Raw genomic sequence first — 17,046 nt, forward strand, 5'->3', positions numbered from 1 at the left:
CGCTACTCGGCGGTGACCGAGGCCAGCGGCGCCGGACCGAGTTCCTTGAGCAGCTGGCCCATCTTGACGTAGGCCTCGTTGCGGTAGGCGATGAGGCTTTCGAGCTGATCGGCCGGGACGTCCAGGAATCCCCCGCCCGACTTGGTGCCGAGCTGGCCGGCCTCGATCTTCTCGGTGAGGATCGCCGGGGTGGCGAACCGTTCGGGGAAATCGGTTTGCAAGGACGTGTAGCAGAAGTTGTAGACGTCCAGCCCGGCCATGTCGGCAATTGCGAAGGGACCGAAGAACGGCAAACGGAATCCGAAAGTGGTGCGCACCAGGGTGTCAATGGCCTCGGCGGAGGCGACGCCGTCTTCCACCAGCTGGGTGGCCTCGTGGAAGAGCGCATACTGCAAGCGGTTCAGGACGAACCCGGTAACATCCTTGACCACGGCGGTTTCCTTGCCGGTGGCTTCGACATAGCCGACGGCCGTGTCGATCGCATCCTGCGAAGTGCCTTCGTGGGGAATGATTTCCACGCCGGGAATGAACGGGGAAGGATTGGAGAAGTGCACGCCCAGGAAGCGCTCCGGATTGGCCACTGCGGTCGCCATGTCGCCAATGGAGATGGTCGAGGTGTTTGAACCGATCACCGCGGTTGCCGAGGCGGCCGCGCTGATCCGGCGCAGGGTCTCGTGCTTGATATCCAGAACTTCGGGGACGGCTTCTTCGATGAAGTCGGCACCGGCGACAGCTTCTTCCAAGGAGGCCGCGGCAGAAAGGTTCCGTTTCAGGGTCTCGGTGGCACCTTCTGGGAACAGTCCGCGGGATTCGAAATCAACTGATTCGGCCAACAGGCGTTCCAGATTCTTCTGTGCGATTTCTGCCGAGGTGTCGGCCAAGGCTACGCGTGCACCGGCCAAGGCCAGCACCTGGCCAATGCCGCCGCCCATGTAACCGGAACCGATAATTGCTACTTTGATGTCCATGATGAGTCTTTCGTAGAAGGGGATTCGCTGACCCTATGGTGGGTTCAGTTGGTTTCGGGCTCGTAGGAGCAGATCGCATCGACCTTGGCCGCTGAGCCGCTGGAGGCATCAAACTGGTGGCCGAGCCATTCGGAGGCCAGCTTCTTGGCCAGCTCCAAGCCGATGACCCGTTGCCCGAAGGTCAGCACCTGTGCATTATTGCTGAGCACTGATCGTTCTACGGAATAGGAGTCATGAGCCGTAACGGCGCGGATGCCTGGAACCTTGTTGGCGGCGATGGCCACGCCCAATCCGGTGCCGCAGATCAGCAACGCGCGGTCAGCTTCGCCAGCAGCCACCCGCCTTGCAGCCGCGACCGCGACGTGCGGGTAGGCGGTGGAATCATCGGGACCAACCCCGGCATCCACTACGGATTCCACGCGGTCATCGGCTTCCAAGAAGGCCTTCAGTGCTACCTTGTAGTCCACTCCGGCTTCGTCATTGCCGATGATGATCTTCAGTGTCTTTTCCATGTTGTCCTTTTCTGTTGTGCTCGGTTGGGCTAGGCCAAGGTGCTGTTGGCATGCTGCGCGGAGAGACCGGCAACGATCAGCGCAAAGGAATACGCTCCGGGGTCTTGATGGCCAAGCGACTTCTCCGACAGCGGACGGGCACGACCCTTCTTCGGACGCAGATTCGAGGTTGCCAGGGCCGCTTCCCGGGCGGTGCTGGCGCTGCGTTCCAAGATTTGGCCCAGGGGCTGGCCGGCTTCGATGCCTTCCCGGATGGCTGCCGTGTAGGGGTGCAGGGCATCAACCATGGTCTTGTCACCCAGATCCGTTTTGCCCAAGGTGATGACCGCATCGCTAAAGGCCTCGACGGCTTGGGCCAGGTCTGCAGGGCCGTACTGTTCACGGTTGCCCAGAGACTCACCGAAAGCGGTGATTCCCGCGCCCCACAGGGCGCCGGAGGTTCCGCCGGCCTTCTCGCTCCATGCTTCACCGGCGGCCGCCAGGACCTCGCGCACGCTCTGCGCCCCGGCGGCGGCTTGGGCGGCGCCGAGTGCTGCTTCGATGCCGCGGCGCATGCCGATCCCGTGGTCGCCGTCCCCGGCGATGGCATCGAGATCTCCCAGTTCCGCTTCGTGGCGCACGATGATTTCACGCGTAGTTTCCAGCAGGCTGGCCGCTTGCTGGCCGAGCTGCGCGGAGAACTCGGTGGCTGCTTCGTGGGCGAGCTCCGCAGTGTCGGCCACCGCGAAGGTGCGTCGAGCTGCGGTAGTGACGTTGCCGCGCCGGAATGCAGGTGTATCGGCAGGGGCGCGCCATAGCCGTTCAAGCTCCTCGTCCACCCAGAAGAGGGTCAGCGAGGCACCGGACATGTCCAGGCTGGTGACCAGTTCACCGCATTCGGGCTCAACGACCTGCAATCCGGCGGCGGTCAGCAGGCGTTCTACGTGTCCGAAGAGCACAAAGAGTTCCTCGTATTTCACCGTGCCCAGGCCATTGACAATAGGTACTACCCGGGCCCCGGCAGCGGAAGGACGCTCCTCAAGCAGCTGGGAGACCAGCAATTCCGCCAGCTCTCGGGAGGTAGGCAACTGATGGTCGGAGATTCCTGGTTCACCGTGGATGCCCAGACCCAGCGACATGCTCTGTTCTGGCACGTGGAACAACGGGGCTTCGGCGCCGGGCAGGGTGCAACCATCAAAGGCTACGCCCAGGCTGCGGGTCCGCTCATTGGCTTTCTCGGCCAGTCGGACTGCTTCATCGAGGTCTGCGCCTTCTTCCGAGGCAGCCCCGGCGATCTTGAAGACGGTGAGGTCTCCGGCGATTCCGCGGCGTTCATGCCGGCGCTCCACAGGGGCGCTGGCAATATCGTCGGTGACCACCACGGTGCGAGTTTGGATTCCCTCGGCGTTCAATCGGTCTTGCGCCTGGCCGAAATGCAGCACGTCGCCGGCGTAGTTGCCGTAGCTGAGCAGCACCCCGCCTCCGGTGGAGGCGGCCTTGGCCACACGGTAAATCTGTCCGGCCGAAGGCGAAGCGAAGAGATTTCCGCAGGCGGAGCCGGCGGCCAGGCCGGGGCCTACCAGTCCGGCGAAGGCCGGGTAGTGTCCCGAACCGCCGCCGATGACCACGGCGACCTGGTTCTGCGTCATTTCGCTGGCACGAACCACGCCGCCGTCCACGCGTTCGAGGCGGTGGCGGTGGGCCGCGACCAAACCGTCGATGGCCGCATCGGCGAATCCGGTGGGATCGTCAAAGATTTTTGTCATGTCTTCTGGAACCTGCTTGTGCTTGTTGGGAAACGAGTTAGGAAGCTTGGAGTTGCTGCCGGCCCTGGGCTACGAGCGGGGTGCCGAGCTGGTAGCCGGTGGTTTTGGGCAGGATCTGCTCGCGCAGGTAGCGCTGGTTGGTGGCGCTGACGCTCAGTCCGTCTCCGCCGTAATGCTCGGTGCAGATGATGCCTTGGAAGCCGTGTTCGAGGGCTGCCTTGAAGGCTTCGCGGTAGCTGATCACGCCGGATTCCAGCGGGGCCGGCATGGCTGAGAAATGACCCCGGGCCAAGTTTTCATCGCGCAGGTAGTTCTTCACATGCCAGTAGTTGGCATAGGGCATGGTCTTGGCGATGAGCTCATGGATGTCCTCAATCCGGCGGTGCACCCGGACCAGATTGCCCAGGTCCGGGTTGAGCCCGACGTTGGGAAGATCGATGTCTTGCAGCAGGCGCACGGCTGAGTCGCCGGTGCCGAGGTAGGTGTCTTCGTACATTTCCAAGGAGACCAGGAGGCCAAGCTCTGCTGCATGGGTGCCCAGTTCGCGGATTCGCGTTACCGCTTTATCCCAAGTTTCGCTATCGCCCACCGGATCTTGATGTCCTTCAACGGTCCAGAACCACAGCTGTTCGCGCTGGGCTGGTGTCAAAGCCTGGTGCAGGCCGAAGGAGACAACTTCGCAACCCAAGTGGGCGGCGGCTTCGAGGGTGCGATGGCTGTAGGCGAGATTGCCTTCCCAGCTTTGTGCATCGATCACGCTGCGTCGGATGGCCGAAATGGCTGGTGCGCCGACGCCGGCCGCTTGCGCGGTGGCCTTGAGCTCATCGAGGCGCTTGGCACTGAGGTCTCCGGGGCGGACCCAGCCATCAAAGAGATCAACGTTGGTGAATCCGGCTTCGCGGACTTCGGTGAAAACGTCCAACCACACCGATGCGTCGGCATCTTGGACGGTGCCGCCGGCGGGCAGCTCATGGGGGAACTGCAACAGGGCTGCGGTGATCGGCCAGTCGGCTGCTGTATAGGGCATTCTGCCTCCAATATTTGAATCCTATTTCCTATAGGATCTAGGAAAGTGTGATCCATGTCAATAGATGGACCTGAAAGGTGGCCCCAATGAACGCCGACGAATATATGATGGTTTGATGGCTTCCGTCTTTTCCCAAACCTCGCTACCCTCACGCCAGGTTCTGGCCGATCGCGTGTATGAGGAGCTCCTCGCCGCCCTGATCGATGGGCGGTTTGAGGCGGATGCTTCGTTGAGCATCGACGGAATTGCCCGTGATCTAGGTGTCTCGCCGACACCGGTGAGAGAAGCCTTGGCGCGGTTGGAACACACCGGGATGGTGCGCCGCGCGGCCCTCAAGGGGTATCGGGTGGCTCCATTGATGACGGCAGAGGAACATGGCCAGCTGGTAGCCGTTCGAAAACTGATCGAAGCCGAAAATGCGGAATTGGCCTGCGCCCGGGCCGACGGGGAAATGGTAGAGCAGCTCGCCGACACCATCGAGCGGCTGCGCACCGCGCCGACCGGCGGGTCCTACAGCGAATTCCGGGATTACTGGAAAGCCGATGAGGACTTTCACCGACTCATCGCAGAATTTACCGGCAACCCCTTTTTACTCACTGCCTTCCAGGCCCTAGGCGGACAGGTGCAGCGCTTCCGGCTCTTCGCCGGACGCGGCGTCACGGATGCTGACTGCGCCATCTCCGAACACACCAAGATCCTGCTGGCCTTCCAGGCCGGGGATCCGCAAGCCGCCCGAGCAGCCATGGAAAAGCATCTTGAAGGCGTCGGGCGGCGAGCGGTGGAAGACAGCAGCGAATAGCTATTCGCCGGCGGAGCTAGGCTCCGCTGGGTGCAGCTTCCTGGAAATGCGGTGAATCCACGGCGTTCACCTGCACCGGCGTATCCATGACTCTTCCTTCGGGCACTTCGCGTACCTCTCCGGTAATCGTGAAGGAACCGGTCAGCGGCAGTTCCTCGCTGCTGTTGCCAACCTCCACGGCAAAGCTGCCAGGCTCCACAATGCGCTGGTTTTCCAGCCCGGTGAACGAGGTGCGATCCGCATGCACCGTGAAGCTCACGCGCTTGGACTCGCCAGCCTTCAGCGCCACCTTCGCAAAGCCGGTCAGCCAGCGACGGGGCCGAACTACCGAGGCGACCTCATCTCGCAGGTAGAGCTGGATGACCTCCGCTCCCGAACGATCGCCGGTGTTGGTGAGCGTCACCGAGATGTCCACGGTACCGTCATTGGCGATTTCCGCATCCGAAATCTGCAGATCGCGCAGCTCGAAATCGGTATAGGACAGCCCGTGCCCGAAGGGATACAGCGGCCGTGGATCAAGGTTGGAGACACCATCGGAGTACCAACCCAACGGGGGTTGGAGATAGGTGCCCGGCTGTCCGCCAATATGATCGGGAATCTGCACCGGCAGCTTGCCCGAAGGATTGACATCTCCGGTCAGTACCGAAGCGAGAGCCGGTCCGCCTTCCTCACCTGGCATGAATGCCTGCACAATTCCGGCCGCCCGCTGCGCGAAGGCACCGAGGGAGTACGGGCGTCCGGTCACCAAGACCAAAATGGTCGGAGTGCCGGTAGCCAGAACGGCTTCCACCAGGTCAGCCTGCCGGCCCGGCAACGAAAGATCCACCACATCGCAACCCTCGCCGGAGGTGCCACGGCCAAAGAGGCCCGCGAGGTCACCCACGGTCACAATGGCCACCTGGGCCGCGCGAGCCGCCGCTACCGCGGCGGCAATGCCGCTGTCATCCATATCGGTGAAATCGACACCGCGCTCGTAGCTGATCTCGGCTCCGGCCAGCGCCGGAGCCGAGATCAGCGAATCAAGGATCGTAGGCAATTCGATGCCATGCACATCTTCGCCGAAGAAGCGCGAGAGCACATGGTTGGTGAAGGAGTAGCATCCCAGATGGGCTCGCGGTTGGGTGGCCGAAGGGCCCACCACGGCGATGGATTCCGGGGCCGATGGCCCACCAAGCGGCAGCAGCCCGGTGTTCCTAAGCAGGATGATGGATTCTTCGGCCATCTTGCCTGCATGGGCGCGGTTGGCTGCCGAGTCGAAATCAACCTGATCGCCTTCCCAGTCCGCTTCCGGCGACCAATCCGCATTGAGCAGCCCGAGCTCGGCTTTTTGCACCAGCACGCGGCGCACCGCGGTGTCCAGTATTTCGGCGTTGAGTCGGCCATCGGCCACGGCTTGGGCCAGATTGCGGAAGGCATTGGTTTCGGGAAGTTCCACGTCCATGCCGGCGGCCAGCGAGAGGATGCCCGCTTCATCCTGGTCCTTGGCAATCCGGTGCATGGTTTCCAGGAAGCTGATGGCCCAATAGTCCGAGACCACGGTGCCGGTAAAGCCCCAGCGTTCACGCAGCACTTCGGTGAGCAGCCGGTGGCTAGCCGCCGGGGTTTCGCCATCGACATCCGAGTAGGAGTTCATCACCGATTTCACGCCGGCTTCGCGCACCGCACGCTCGAAGGGAGGAAGGATGACATCCTCGAATTCACGATGCCCAATGGTCACCGGGGCGTGGTTGCGTCCGGCACGGGAGGCGGAGTATCCGGCGAAGTGCTTCAACGTGGCGTGGACACCGGAGTCCTGGATGCCGCGCACATAGGCGGTGGACAGCTCAGAGACCAGGTGCGGATCTTCGCCCAGTGTTTCTTCTACCCGGCCCCAGCGGTAATCGCGCACCACATCAAGCACCGGGGACAGCCCGAGGTGCACTCCGGCCTTCTTCATATCCGCGCCGATGCGCGTGGCCATCTCATTGACCAATTGCGGATCCCAGCTGGCACCCCACGCAATCGAGGCGGGGTAACAGGTGGCACCCAAGGTGGTGAAGCCGGTCAGGCATTCTTCATGAGCCAATGCCGGAATGCCAAAGCGGTTTGCCGCCACGACCTTGCGCTGCAGCTCGGCCAGACGTGCCCGGCCCGCGGCCGGATCACGCGGGGCTGAACCGAAAGCGCGGGTGATCTGCCCCAATCCATCGACAATCTCGGTGTCGAAACTGGCTTGGTCCTTGGAGAAGGTGTTCTCCATTGGGGCCACATTGCCTTCACCATTGCTATTGCGCTCTGCCGGTCGAATCCAGAAGGAACCGAGCTGGGAGACCTTTTCTTCGATTGTCATCTCGGCCATCAATGCCTCGACGCGGGTGGAAATAGGCTGGCCGGTGTCACGCCAGATCGAATTCTCGTAGTTCACAAGGTTCCTTTACAGAAGTTTTTTTGGGGGTTACTTGCTGAAGCCAGCAGTCAGGCCCGCCACCAGCTGGCGGCGGCCGACAATATAGGCAGCGAGGAGAGGGACGCAGGAGAGGACCACTGCGGCAAGCACCGCTGGGATGTCTACCGCGAATTCGCCCTGGTAGGTCCACAGGGACAGTGGCAACACGCGCACTTCCGAGCTCTGGGTCAGGACCAGCGGGAAGAGGAAGCCATTCCACACCTGCAATGCGTTGTAGATACCTACGGCCATGATGGCCGGCTTGGACAAGGGCAGTACCAGCAACCGGAACATCTGCCAGTGGCTGGCACCGTCCAGCGTCATTGCCTCGTAGAGCGAGGAAGGCACATCGCGCAGGAAGTTGGTCAGGATCAAGACGCTGATCGGAATGGCGAAGGCGATGCTCGGCAGGATCAATGCCAGCAACGAGTCATACAGACCCATTTTCACAATCATGTAATAGACCGGGATGATGGTCGCCTGGATGGGGATCGCAATGCCCAACAGGAACAGCCGGTGGCTGAATTTCGCGAAAGCGCCGCGGTTGCGCACAATCACGTAGCTGGCCAGCAGCGAAATGATCAGCACCACGCCCACTGACACGACGGTGACCAGCGCAGAGTTGAAGAAATACAGTGCGAAGTCGTTTTCCAGGACCCTGCCGTACGCTTCGAAGGTGAGATTCTGGGGCCACGCCAGCGGGTTGGACCCGAAGTACTCTTGGCGCGGCTTCAGGCTGGTGACCACGATGTAGTAGATCGGCACCACGGTGACCAGCAACCAGAAGGTCGCCGCGAGGCCGCCGGGAACGTTCGGCGCGTACCCGGTTTTGATTTGCGATTTCATTAGGCGCCCTCCTGCTGGCTTTCCATCTGGTCGGTGCCGCTGAATCTGTTCAGCAACAGTGAGACCGCCAAGCCCACCACCACCAGGATCACCGCGATGGCGCTGGCCGCACCCATTTGGTAGCTGCGGAAACCGGTGAGGTACATATCCAGCGGCAGGATGCGCGTGGCATTGCCCGGGCCGCCGTTGGTCATGACGAACACCAAATCGAAGTAGGTCAGGGACCCGACAATCATCAGGGTGGAGCTGGTGATGACCGTGTACTTGATCTGCGGGAGCGTGACCGAGAAAAAGGTGCGCACCCGTCCGGCCCCGTCGAGCATGGCCGCCTCATTCATGGAGGTGGGAATCTGCTTAACGGCTGCTTGGTACAGCAACGAGTGGAAAGGAACGAAACACCACGAGATCACGAAAATCAGTACGTAGAAGACCAGGTCGGTGCTGCCGAGCCAGTCCTGGCTCAGCAGCGCAATGTTGAAGGCCTTGGACAACCCGAAATTCGGGTCCAGCAGTGCCTTGAAGGCGATGCCCACGGCGGCTGCAGAGAACAGCAGCGGAAGGAAGTAGAGCACCGAGTACACGGCACGGTACTTCTGCTCGCCGGCCATGAACACGCCAACCAGAATGGAGATCGGTGCCTGGGTGAGGTAGCACAGCACGGTCATGGCAAAGGTGAGCCACATGGCGTTCAGAGTGACCGGGTTGGTGAAGGTTTGCTGCCAGTTGGACAGGCCTGCGAAGGACGGGGTGCCAAGCCCATCCCAGTGCATGAATGAGAGTACGGCCACGCCCAACAGCGGAACCAGGGCAAAGATGGCAAAGAAGATGAGCGCGGGCGCCAGCAGCCATGTGCTCGGGCCGATGTTGGTGCCGAGCCGTCGGCGCGAACGCACGGGTGCGGTATGGGATTTCATCAGCATGGGGGCTACTTAATGGTTGCGTTCATTGCTTCTACAAACTGCTCCGGGGTGATGGAACCCTGGAAAATCTGCGACAGGTTGGTCAGCAGGACCTGGGCCTGGTCGGGGGCCAGAGCCTGGTCCCAGGAGAGCTGGAAATTGGGTGCGCTTTGTACCGACTGGTAGGCGTAGCCCAGGAAGCCTGCGTCCTCACTGGCGGCAATGGCCTCTTCGGCGCCGTCAACCGAAGGCACCAGGCCCAGGCCGATGAAGCTCTTAACCGATTCTTCGTTCAGCGTGTAGTCGTTGAGGTATTCGAAGGCCGCCTGCTGGGCTTCTTCGGAGGCATCGGCCGAAACCGACCAGAAGTTGGCTGGGTTGCCCACGATATTTGATGGATCGCCCTTGCCACCATCGATGGTTGGGAATGGTGCGAAGCCCAGATTCTCTTCCTCATACCACTGCGGGGCATCGGCCTTGAATCCGGCGTATAGCCAGGAACCCTGCAGCAGCATGGCGGCCTTGTCGGTGTGGACCAGGGCGGCGTCGGCGTTGGCGTCGGCGACCACCGAGCCGTAGGAGTCGCCGAAGCCGCCGGCCTCGACCAGCTCCTGGATCTTGGTCAATGCTTCGGTGACCGCCGGGTGGCTCCAGGCATTGGGTTCATTGTTTTGGATGGCCTGGAAGACCTCCGGGCCGCCGATGCGGTCGGTCAGGTAGGCGATCCACATCAGGTAGGGCCACTGGCTCTGTCCTGCGACAGCGAAGGGGATGATGCCCTCGGCCTTGAATGCCTTGACCACGTCGAGGGTTTCCTGCCAGGTGGCGGGGGCCTCGACGCCTACCTGTTCGAAGAGCTTCTTGTTGGTGTAGAGCACCACTGGCTGGGTGCTGTTATTTGGGACGGCGTACTGCACGCCGTCAACTTCACCGGTCTTCTCGATGGCCTCGATGGCACGTTCTTCCAGCGCATCGACCTTGCCGGTCAGATCCACCACATTGCCGTTGGCCACATAGTCAGCCAGGGTGCCACCGGACCAATTGAAAATCAGGGTCGGGGCGTTGCCGGCACCGACGGCGGTGCGGACCTTTTCCTTATAGGCATCGTTGGCGAAGAAATCGGCGGCGATGGGCTGTTCCTGATTCCTTTCATTCCACTGGGCGAAGGAATCCTTGAATGCGTTCTGCTGGGTGCCGGTCAGTGCCCAAGCGGAGAATTCGCCGTTGGCTTCTCCGCCCGGCTGTGCGCCCCCGCAGGCGGCCAAGGCCAGCGGGGCAATCATGGCAGCAGAAACCAGCAGCCGTCGAGGGGTGCTGAATTTCCGCGAGGAAGAGGAGGGCAAGTTCTTGGCGTTGCGCATTGCGGGATTCCTTTGCTTGGCAGGGGAGAGACAACGTTCAACCGACACGTATGAACGAAAGTTTCGGAAAGTTAGCGACGGTGGAGAAAGGTTATAGTGTGGCCTAGGTCTCGTCAAGGGGAATTGGCCGAAACGTCGGGTTCCCGAATTTTCGGCCGGGATAGGTGGGGAGGGTGCGTGGAATTCTCATTTTCGTTCATTTGTTCCGTAGACTCATGGCGAAAGTTTCGTAGATTTTCTTGACAGATTTGCGATATATTATGTCGTGCATCACAGATGATGCCAGTCGGGTGCTGAGCGTTCGGCGGAACGCATGATTAGGAGGTGGCTCTGTGGGTATTCGCCTTCAGGACGTTGCTGCAGCCGCAGGTGTGTCAATGTCTACGGCTTCAAAGGCACTTAATGATCGCGGGGACGTCAGTGAATCCGTGCGTCGAAAAATTGCGGCAATTGCCGAAGACCTGGAATATGCGCCCCGCCCTCGTTCGAAAGCGAACAATGGAAGCAAGCGAGTGGTTATCGTGTTCGATCACTTCGACAGCCCTTATGCGGCAACGGTGCTGAATGGGGCGATCCGCGCTGCGAAGCGTGCTGGGGTGGACCTGGTGAATACCTGTATCGAGGGGGAGGCTCGGGGGCACGATGTGCTGTCGATGGCTTGGCTTCGCGAGCAGGTGAAGAGCGGCGTGGCCGGGTTGATTCTTGTTACGACCTTCCTGGAGGACAGCAAGGTCCGCTGGTGCCGGAGTCATGAACTGCCGGTGATCGTCATTGACCCCTCCGCCCCCAATGCGGAGCATATGGTCTCCATCGGGGCCACCAACTGGCAAGGTGGAAAGCAGGCAACCGAGCATCTGCTTGCTCTGGGCCACCGAAGAATCGGATTCGCTAGCGGCCCGCGTCATTCCGTGCCGGCAGGCGAGCGATTGCAAGGCTTCCGCACCGCAATGCAAGAAGCCGCCGTTCCTGTTGATGAATCCCTTATTGCCGGCGGTAGCTTCAGGCCTGAATCTGGACGTGCCGCAGCGTTGAAAATGCTGCATGCAAAGAACCCTCCGACTGCGATCTTTGCGGTTTCGGATGATGTGGCATTGGGTGTGCTGCGTGCGGCGGAGGAACTGGGCGTTGGAATTCCTCAGAAGCTCAGCGTGGTTGGCTTTGACGATGTAGCTGCTGCGTTGTGGATGTCTCCGCCGTTGACCACGGTGCGCCAGCCATTGGATTCCATGGGGCAAATTGCCGTGGAGCGGCTGCTGGCGTTGGTCGATGATCCGGGCAGATTTGCCCACCCTTTTCAGTTGGAGACCAAGCTCGTTGTCCGCGAATCAACAGCCTCTTTGAAATAGCGGCGCAAGCTATCGAGCGGGAGTTTTGATGGGTGTTGTCCGGTCGCGTCCGCGGGGAGCCGGCGCCAAGCGTGCGCAGATATTCACCGAGAATTCGGAAGAAATTAATGATTGGCAAAAATCAATCGCAAGGATGATCTTCACTGTCGGCAGCACGGGCTAGACTGACATTCGCGCTCGAAACACCCTGCCTTTAATCCGAAGGTGCAGGATGCTTCGGTGCAGATGGAGTAAGGACAAAACCTCATGCTTCTGAAGATCATCCTCAGACACAGCAAACCCTACGCCGGCTGGATCACCGCCGTCGTCATCTTGCAGCTGGCCACCACGATCGCCACGCTGTATCTACCCAGCCTGAACGCCAAGATCATCGACACCGGTGTGGTCAATGCCGATGTCGACTACATCTGGCGGACCGGCGGAATCATGCTCGTGGTCGCCTTCATCCAGGTTGCCACGGCGATCGGCGCCGTGTACTTCGGGGCCAAGACCTCGATGAGCGTCGGCCGGGACATCCGTCAATCGGTGTTCGAGAAGGTCTCCACCTTCTCCGCCCAAGACGTGAACAAATTCGGTGCCGCCACGCTGATCACCCGCGGCACCAACGACGTGCAGCAAGTGCAGATGCTCACCTTGATGGCGCTGAACTTCATGATCACCGCGCCGATCATGTCCATCGGCGGCGTGGTCATGGCCATCCGCGAGGATCCGGGATTGTCCTGGCTCGTCTGGGTTGCAGTTCCCCTGGTGCTGGTTGTCGTCGGCATCCTGGTGATCAAGCTGATGCCGCTGTTCCGCGATATGCAAAAGCGCATCGACGGGATCAACGGCGTGCTGCGCGAGCAGATCACCGGTATCCGCGTGGTGCGCGCGTTCGTGCGCGAGCAGCATGAAACCGAACGCTATGCCGATGCCAACCAGAAGCTGACCATCCTCGGGGTCAAGGTCGGCAATCTGTTTGTGCTGATGTTCCCCGCCATTTCGATGATCCTGCACCTGTCCACCGCGGCCGTGCTGTGGTTCGGCGGGCATCGCGTGGACAACGGCCAGGTGGAAGTCGGTGCGCTGACCGCATTCCTGCAGTACCTGCTCCAGATCCTGATGGCGGTCATGATGGGTACCTTCATGGCCATGATGGTCCCGCGTGCGATGGTTTCCGCAGACCGCATCGGCGAGGTGCTCGACAGCGATCCGAGCATGGTCGACGCGGCGAACAACGGCATCGCGCTGCCCACCCCGGGCACCGTTGAATTCCGCAACGTCAGTTTCGGCTACCCCGGTGCGGACGCACCGGTGCTCTCTGACGTGTCATTCCTCGCCAAGCCCGGCCAGACGACCGCGATCATCGGGTCCACCGGCTCGGGCAAGACCACCTTGCTGAACCTGATCCCGCGGCTCTACGACACCACCGAGGGTCAGGTGCTCATCGGCGGCATTCCGGTGCGCGAGCTAGGCCGCGAGCTGCTCTCGGAGAATATTTCGGCAGTTCCGCAGCGCCCCTACCTGTTCTCCGGAACCGTGGCCAGCAACCTGCGCTTCGGCGCCCAGCAGGCCAGCGAAGAAGAACTCTGGGAAGCGCTGCGCATCGCCCAGGCGGATGATTTTGTCGCCGCCCGCGATGAGCAGCTCGACTCCAGGATCTCCCAGGGCGGCACCAACGTCTCCGGCGGCCAGCGCCAGCGCCTATGCATCGCCCGCGCGCTGGCCGCGAAACCCAATACCTACCTCTTTGACGATTCGTTCTCCGCCTTGGACGTGAGCACCGACGCCAAGCTGCGTGCGGCGCTGGACGAGCCGACCAAGGACGCCGCGGTAATCATCGTTGCCCAGCGCGTGTCAACCATTACCGGGGCAGACCAGATCCTGGTGCTGGAGCATGGGGCGATCGTTGCCCGAGGCACTCACGAAGAACTTCTTCAGTCCTCGGAAACCTACCAAGAAATTGTTTCATCCCAGCTCAGTGCGGAGGAGGTGGCCTAAATGGCAGCGAAGAAAAAAGGCGGCGAGAAGCTCGCCGAAGTCGATGCGGCCCTCGCCGAGGTAGACGAGTTCGAGGTGGCCGCGGCCTCCGGAGGCTGGGAGGAAACCCCGGTGCGCAAGGCCGAGCACTTCTGGCCTTCGGCCAAGCGGCTCATCGGCCTGATGGGCCCCTACAAGGTGGGCATGAGCGTGGTCTTCGCGCTGATCACCGTGTATGTGGTGCTCTCGGTGATTGCACCGCGGATCCTGGGCCGCGCCATGGACGTGATCTTCGCCGGGCTGATCGGCAAGGACATGCAACTGCCCGCGGGAACCACCGCCGAGCAGGTCATTCAGGGGATGCGCGATGCCGGGCAGGACTCCCAGGCGGACATGCTCTCCCGGGTGGAATTTGTCCCCGGGCAGGGCATCGATTTCGCCCAGCTCTCGCAGTACATCCTGATCGTGCTGGCCATGTACTTCGTGGCCTCGATCTTCTCCTGGGTCTCGGGCTGGCTGTTGAACAAGCTAGTCATGAAGGTGGTCTACAACCTGCGCAAGGATGTGGAAGACAAGATCAACAGGCTTCCGCTGAACTACTTCGACAGCCGGCAGCGCGGGGACATCCTCTCCCGCGTGACCAACGACGTGGACAACATCCAGAATGCCTTGCAGCAGGCGCTGAGCCAGCTGGTCCAGGCGCTGATGACCGTCATCGGCATCGTGATCATGATGTTCGTGGTCTCCTGGCAGCTGGCGCTCATTGCCCTGGTGGCGCTGCCGCTGTCCGGCGTGGGCGCAGGCATTATCGGCTCCAAGGCGCAGAAGCTGTTCACCGCGCAGTGGAAGAACACCGGTGCGCTCAACGGGCAGATCGAAGAGTCCTTCTCCGGCCATGAGCTGATGAAGGTCTTCGGCCGCGAGGACGACATGGTGGAGCGCTTCACCACGCGCAACGAAGAGTTGTACAAGGCGAGCTTCGGCGCGCAGTTCGTCTCCGGCATGATCATGCCGGTGATGAACTTCGTGTCCTACCTGTCCTACGTGGGCATCGCGGTAGTCGGCGGGTTGCGCGTGGCTTCCGGGTCGATGTCTCTGGGCGATGCCACCGCATTCATCCAGTACTCGCGAGAGTTCACCCAGCCGCTGGGCCAGATTGCCGGCGTCGCGAATATGCTGCAGTCCGGCGTCGCCTCGGCCGAGCGCACCTTCGAACTGCTGGACGCCGACGAGCAGGATCCAGAAGATGCCCAGCGCCAGCTTCCGGAACGCACCGACGGGCACGTCTCCTTCGAAAATGTGAGCTTCTCCTACAATCGGGAGCAGCCGCTGATCGAGGACCTGTCCTTCGAGGCGGACCCGGGGCACACCGTGGCCATCGTCGGTCCTACCGGCGCGGGCAAGACCACGCTGGTGAACCTGGTGATGCGGTTCTACGAGCTGAACTCGGGCCGGATCATGCTGGACAACGTCAACGTCACCCAGCTGTCCCGCGCGGATCTTCGCTCGAAGGTTGGCATGGTGCTGCAGGATGCGTGGCTGTTCGGCGGATCCATTATGGAAAACATCCGCTATGGCCGGCTGGACGCCACGGATGAGGAAGTCATCGAGGCCGCGAAGGCGACCTTCGTGGACCGCTTCGTGCGTGCCCTGCCGGACGGTTATGACACGCTCATCGACGAAGAGGGCACCAACGTGTCCGCCGGTGAGAAGCAGCTGATCACTATCGCCCGCGCGTTCGTGGCGAACCCTTCGCTGCTGATCCTGGACGAGGCTACTTCGTCGGTGGATACGCGTACGGAGGTGCTGGTGCAGCGGGCCATGGCGGCGCTGCGCAGCGACCGAACCAGCTTCGTGATTGCCCACCGCCTGTCCACCATCCGTGACGCGGACACCATCTTGGTGATGGAAGCGGGCAAGATTGTGGAGCAGGGCAACCATGAGGAACTGCTGGCTACCCAGGGTGCTTACTACAACCTGTACCAGTCGCAGTTTGCCGGGCCGGCCGAGGATGTGGATGCGAATCCGGATACCGCCGCGGTTCCGGTCACCGGTGGCGTACCTGTTGCGGGCGCCGTGACGCCGGAAGCTACCGGCAAGGACGAGAAAAACTAGGTCGTCGCACGGAGCAGGTGGCCCATTTCCTCGAAGGAATTCTTCGGAGAAATGGGCCACTTTTCTTATGGGAAAATCCGCTAACAGGGCCTGATGGTCGGGGCTTGCGTGTGGGTCTGGCGTCCCATCGTTGGGTGTGCCGCGCGTTGGGCCGTCTCACAACGCAGCGCGCCCCCGGCCTGCAGCGGCTCGCCGCTGGTACTGATGCCCCAGCCGCAGCCCAGCGCCGTGAGCAGGGTTGCGACTGAGTCATCGGCAAAGGAGCTTACCTGCTATCGCTTACTGCTTCGCCGGTATCCAGGCAGCGCCGGTTGCCAGCTCGAAACCCATATCCGTTCAGGCTGCTCGCCATCCCTTTCCGCACCGAAGCAAGCCGAACTGCTCAGTGGCCAAGCCGAACGCTTGTGTGCCGAATCGATTCGGGAATTAGGACCAAAGCTGGCCAACGATAAAACTCTGGATGCGGTGATCGTGGCAGCCCAAGGCAATAAGCGCCAGTGGGTTTCCCCGCCCGGCGACGAGTTCGCGGATCAAAAGACCGAAGGGTTTACCGCCCTCTGGAGTTCATGGACCGACAAGGGCAAGATAGTTGCGGTTTTGCAGGAAGTTCCTCGACTTGGCAACAAGAATGTGCCCACATGCGTGGCCGCGAATCCCAATGACCCGCAGTCTTGCTCCGTTGCTCGCGTCCAGGGGGGCTATCCATTCGGCACAACCTGAAGAAGGCATTGGACAGCGAAACCGTTCCGGAAGGTATCGTTCATGCTGACCTGACGAACGGTATCTGCACCGCGGAGCGTTGCTTTGCGGTCATTGGCTCTTTGCTTACCTACTTCGACCAGTCGAATCTGTCTCAAGATTTTGCTCGTTCGCTCGCTCCCGAGCTCGGCAAAGAACTAGCCAAGGATCCGCTCATCGCCGCAGCCAAGTAGGTTCTCGTTCATTTGGCTAGGCCAGTAAAGGAAGAATCAACGAGTTGAAAACGCTTCTCGCGTAAATTCCGAAAGCTAGCGGACTTGCTGCGGTGCTCAGCGATTACCGAGA

14 protein-coding genes are annotated in these 17,046 nt (G+C 61.3%); 6 read left to right on the forward strand and 8 right to left on the reverse strand.

Features of this window, described 5'->3' with window-relative positions:
- Positions 1-2 precede the first annotated feature (2 nt).
- From CQ019_RS08945 to CQ019_RS08960, 4 genes are read right to left on the reverse strand one after another with little or no spacing between them, the layout of a single operon-like run.
- Entirely contained in the window at positions 3-968 is a 966-nt protein-coding gene (locus tag CQ019_RS08945; RefSeq protein ID WP_105569495.1) for a 3-hydroxyacyl-CoA dehydrogenase family protein, read from the reverse strand.
- A gap of 44 nt (positions 969-1,012) precedes the next feature.
- A complete protein-coding gene (locus CQ019_RS08950; RefSeq protein ID WP_105552668.1) occupies positions 1,013-1,480 on the reverse strand; it encodes a ribose-5-phosphate isomerase in 468 nt (155 codons plus the stop codon).
- A gap of 29 nt (positions 1,481-1,509) precedes the next feature.
- Complete coding sequence (dhaL, locus tag CQ019_RS08955; protein WP_105569496.1) at positions 1,510-3,225, reverse strand: dihydroxyacetone kinase subunit DhaL; 1,716 nt, start codon at positions 3,223-3,225, stop codon at positions 1,510-1,512.
- 37 nt (positions 3,226-3,262) lie between these two features.
- Entirely contained in the window at positions 3,263-4,252 is a 990-nt protein-coding gene (locus CQ019_RS08960; RefSeq protein WP_105569497.1) for a sugar phosphate isomerase/epimerase, read from the reverse strand.
- Positions 4,253-4,367: 115 nt separating this feature from the next.
- Here CQ019_RS08960 and CQ019_RS08965 point away from each other — a divergent pair, with 115 nt between their 5' ends.
- The gene (locus CQ019_RS08965) at positions 4,368-5,051 is read left to right on the forward strand and encodes a GntR family transcriptional regulator (RefSeq protein ID WP_105569498.1); all 684 of its coding nucleotides are present in this window, start codon (positions 4,368-4,370) and stop codon (positions 5,049-5,051) included.
- Between the two features lie 16 nt (positions 5,052-5,067).
- Here CQ019_RS08965 and CQ019_RS08970 read toward each other — a convergent pair whose 3' ends face one another.
- Genes CQ019_RS08970 through CQ019_RS08985 form a run of 4 tightly spaced genes read right to left on the reverse strand, consistent with a single transcriptional unit; the run spans position 5,068 to position 10,582 of the window.
- Positions 5,068-7,455, reverse strand: coding sequence for a glycoside hydrolase family 3 N-terminal domain-containing protein (locus tag CQ019_RS08970; RefSeq protein ID WP_308727240.1), 2,388 nt, complete (start codon positions 7,453-7,455; stop codon positions 5,068-5,070).
- A 30-nt stretch (positions 7,456-7,485) separates the two neighbouring features.
- Positions 7,486-8,322 (reverse strand): carbohydrate ABC transporter permease, encoded by an 837-nt coding sequence (locus CQ019_RS08975; protein ID WP_105569499.1) that lies wholly within the window; start codon positions 8,320-8,322, stop codon positions 7,486-7,488.
- Positions 8,322-9,242 (reverse strand): carbohydrate ABC transporter permease, encoded by a 921-nt coding sequence (locus tag CQ019_RS08980; protein ID WP_219843913.1) that lies wholly within the window; start codon positions 9,240-9,242, stop codon positions 8,322-8,324. The genes CQ019_RS08975 and CQ019_RS08980 overlap by 1 nt, the downstream gene beginning before the upstream one ends.
- 5 nt (positions 9,243-9,247) lie before the next feature.
- Positions 9,248-10,582 carry an ABC transporter substrate-binding protein gene (locus CQ019_RS08985; protein ID WP_105552673.1) on the reverse strand — a complete coding sequence of 445 codons (1,335 nt, stop codon included), beginning with the start codon at positions 10,580-10,582 and terminating at the stop codon, positions 9,248-9,250.
- A 332-nt stretch (positions 10,583-10,914) separates the two neighbouring features.
- On the opposite strand from CQ019_RS08985, the gene CQ019_RS08990 reads away from it, so the two are divergent.
- The 5 genes from CQ019_RS08990 (at position 10,915) to CQ019_RS09010 (ending at position 16,934) form a co-directional block, all read left to right on the forward strand.
- A complete protein-coding gene (locus tag CQ019_RS08990) occupies positions 10,915-11,928 on the forward strand; it encodes a LacI family DNA-binding transcriptional regulator (RefSeq protein ID WP_258133893.1) in 1,014 nt (337 codons plus the stop codon).
- A 246-nt stretch (positions 11,929-12,174) separates the two neighbouring features.
- A complete protein-coding gene (locus tag CQ019_RS08995; RefSeq protein ID WP_105569501.1) occupies positions 12,175-13,908 on the forward strand; it encodes an ABC transporter ATP-binding protein in 1,734 nt (577 codons plus the stop codon).
- Complete coding sequence (locus tag CQ019_RS09000) at positions 13,909-16,002, forward strand: ABC transporter ATP-binding protein (RefSeq protein ID WP_105569502.1); 2,094 nt, start codon at positions 13,909-13,911, stop codon at positions 16,000-16,002. It begins immediately after the preceding gene.
- A 204-nt stretch (positions 16,003-16,206) separates the two neighbouring features.
- A complete protein-coding gene (locus tag CQ019_RS09005) occupies positions 16,207-16,722 on the forward strand; it encodes a hypothetical protein (protein ID WP_146113349.1) in 516 nt (171 codons plus the stop codon).
- A gap of 8 nt (positions 16,723-16,730) precedes the next feature.
- Positions 16,731-16,934: a hypothetical protein gene (locus CQ019_RS09010; RefSeq protein WP_105569503.1), complete on the forward strand. Its 204-nt coding sequence runs from the start codon at positions 16,731-16,733 to the stop codon at positions 16,932-16,934.
- Positions 16,935-17,046 lie beyond the last annotated feature (112 nt).

Source organism: Arthrobacter sp. MYb229 (assembly GCF_002975405.1).
Classification (GTDB): Bacteria; Actinomycetota; Actinomycetes; order Actinomycetales; family Micrococcaceae; genus Glutamicibacter.

Excerpts from the sequence above, each read along its gene's own strand:
- CQ019_RS08995 (WP_105569501.1), top strand. The coding sequence starts at position 12,175 with ATGCTTCTGAAGATCATCCTCAGACACAGCAAACCCTACGCCGGCTGG.
- CQ019_RS08945 (WP_105569495.1), bottom strand. The coding sequence starts at position 968 with ATGGACATCAAAGTAGCAATTATCGGTTCCGGTTACATGGGCGGCGGC.
- CQ019_RS08975 (WP_105569499.1), bottom strand. The coding sequence starts at position 8,322 with ATGAAATCGCAAATCAAAACCGGGTACGCGCCGAACGTTCCCGGCGGC.
- CQ019_RS08950 (WP_105552668.1), bottom strand. The coding sequence starts at position 1,480 with ATGGAAAAGACACTGAAGATCATCATCGGCAATGACGAAGCCGGAGTG.
- CQ019_RS08965 (WP_105569498.1), top strand. The coding sequence starts at position 4,368 with ATGGCTTCCGTCTTTTCCCAAACCTCGCTACCCTCACGCCAGGTTCTG.
- CQ019_RS08960 (WP_105569497.1), bottom strand. The coding sequence starts at position 4,252 with ATGCCCTATACAGCAGCCGACTGGCCGATCACCGCAGCCCTGTTGCAG.
- CQ019_RS09000 (WP_105569502.1), top strand. The coding sequence starts at position 13,909 with ATGGCAGCGAAGAAAAAAGGCGGCGAGAAGCTCGCCGAAGTCGATGCG.
- CQ019_RS08985 (WP_105552673.1), bottom strand. The coding sequence starts at position 10,582 with ATGCGCAACGCCAAGAACTTGCCCTCCTCTTCCTCGCGGAAATTCAGC.
- dhaL (WP_105569496.1), bottom strand. The coding sequence starts at position 3,225 with ATGACAAAAATCTTTGACGATCCCACCGGATTCGCCGATGCGGCCATC.
- CQ019_RS09005 (WP_146113349.1), top strand. The coding sequence starts at position 16,207 with ATGCCCCAGCCGCAGCCCAGCGCCGTGAGCAGGGTTGCGACTGAGTCA.
- CQ019_RS08980 (WP_219843913.1), bottom strand. The coding sequence starts at position 9,242 with ATGCTGATGAAATCCCATACCGCACCCGTGCGTTCGCGCCGACGGCTC.